The organism is Micromonospora sp. NPDC051296 (assembly GCF_040682255.1).
Lineage (GTDB): Bacteria > Actinomycetota > Actinomycetes > Mycobacteriales > Micromonosporaceae > Micromonospora > Micromonospora craterilacus.
In genome coordinates this window covers 1-1,530 of record NZ_JBFBAO010000656.1, presented here as the reverse complement: position 1 = coordinate 1,530, position 1,530 = coordinate 1, and the positions used below count along the sequence as shown (strand labels likewise).

The following is a 1,530-nucleotide window of genomic DNA, read 5'->3' as shown; positions in this document are numbered from 1 at the left end:
GGTCTGCGTGGCCATCGGTGGACTGCTGCTGGCCGGCCTGACCGGGCTGATCGAGCCGGATCTGGCCGCCGGCACCTTCACCAGGATGGTCAGCGCGCCAACGCCGACTGGCTGATGGGGATCACTCAGGTCGGCGACCTGGTCACCGTGAAGGGCACCGAGGTCAAGCTCGATGAGGGCAACGGCTGGACGGCCTGGAACGTCAGCTGGGACGAGTTCGCCAAGGGCAGCGCGCTGCCGGTGCCGTCTGGGCTGAAGCCCACCCCGACCCAGGCGCCGGACCCGGGCGCGGTGGCCGGTGGCTCGCCCGAGCCGGCACCGTCCGCCAGCGGCGGCTGACCGGCCGGACCGTACGTGCCGGGCCGGTCCGTCATGGACCGGCCCGGCGTCGCTCTGATGGCCCGGGATCGTCCCTAGGGTGGATGTGCGGGTCCTGCGGGTCCTGCCCTGGGCTTACCCGGAACCATCTCGCGGCAGGGCGGAAGTGTCGGTGCCGGCCGATAGGTTCGTCTCATGCGAGAGCGCGAGGAGCGGTTCCACGTCGAGACCACCGTGTCCGACCACGCGGTGTGCGTCCGCGCGGTCGGCGTGGTCGACATCGCCACCGTCGCCGCGTTCCGGGCCGCCCTCTGGGCGGCACCGGCCCGGCCGGAGCTGCGGGTGGATCTCTCCGGCGTCCGGGTGCTCTCCGCGGCCGGGGTGCGCACGCTGGTCGCGGCGCGGTTGTGGGTGCGGGCCCAGGGCGGCGAGCTGGTGCTGGTGGACCCGCCGCCGGTGGTGGAGCGGGTGCTGCGCGCCACCGGCCTGCGCCGGGTCATGCCGGTCGTCGCCGGCGCGGCACCCGAGCGACTGCTCGCGGCGGTGTGACGCGCCGGCACGGCACCGCAGGCGACGCATCGCGGCGGGCGCCGTGGTCAGCTCCGGCGGCATGAACTGCCGGCGCCGCGGTTCGGTGCCGGCGACGAGTCCGGCGCCGGGCACGGGGGCCGGCGCCGGACTCGCGGATCAGCGGACGCCGAGCAGGTCGACCACGAAGACCAGGGTCTCGTTGGGCTTGATGACGCCACCGGCGCCCCGGCTGCCGTAGCCGAGGTGCGGCGGGATGGTCAGCTTGCGGCGACCCCCGACCCGCATCCCCACCACGCCCTGGTCCCAGCCGGCGATGACCCGGCCGCCGCCGAGCGGGAACTCGAACGCGTCGCCCCGGTTCCAGGAGGCGTCGAACTCGGCACCGGTGGAGTGCGAGACCCCGACGTAGTGGACGCGGGCCACCTGGCCGGGCTGGGCCTCCGGGCCCTCGCCCACGGTGATGTCCTCGATCACGAGGTCGGCCGGCGGGGCACCCTCGATCGGGCCGATCTCGGGCTTGCTCGCTGCCTGGTTCATGTGGATTCTCCTGTGACGTCGGCTTCGGTCAGCACAATTCTGCCGGATCCTATGCCGGCCGGTGGTGGCCCGGGCCGCGTTGGAGGTGCTGGAGCGGCGGGCATCGTGCATCGGGGCCACTGTCGCCCGAGCGCCGGAGCTGCT

2 protein-coding genes and 1 pseudogene are annotated in these 1,530 nt (G+C 74.2%); 2 read left to right on the top strand and 1 reads right to left on the bottom strand.

The window, feature by feature from the left end; genetic code table 11:
• Positions 1-102: 102 nt before the first annotated feature.
• Together AB0M52_RS33905 and AB0M52_RS33900 are read left to right on the top strand one after the other, a co-directional pair.
• Positions 103-339, top strand: a pseudogene (locus AB0M52_RS33905) (L,D-transpeptidase); the annotation flags it as partial.
• A 174-nt stretch (positions 340-513) separates the two neighbouring features.
• Complete coding sequence (locus AB0M52_RS33900; protein ID WP_363961972.1) at positions 514-867, top strand: STAS domain-containing protein; 354 nt, start codon at positions 514-516, stop codon at positions 865-867.
• Between the two features lie 138 nt (positions 868-1,005).
• On the opposite strand, the gene AB0M52_RS33895 is transcribed toward AB0M52_RS33900, so the two are convergent.
• Positions 1,006-1,386, bottom strand: a complete 381-nt coding sequence (locus AB0M52_RS33895; protein WP_111213040.1) for an FKBP-type peptidyl-prolyl cis-trans isomerase — start codon at positions 1,384-1,386, stop codon at positions 1,006-1,008.
• Positions 1,387-1,530: the final 144 nt, after the last annotated feature.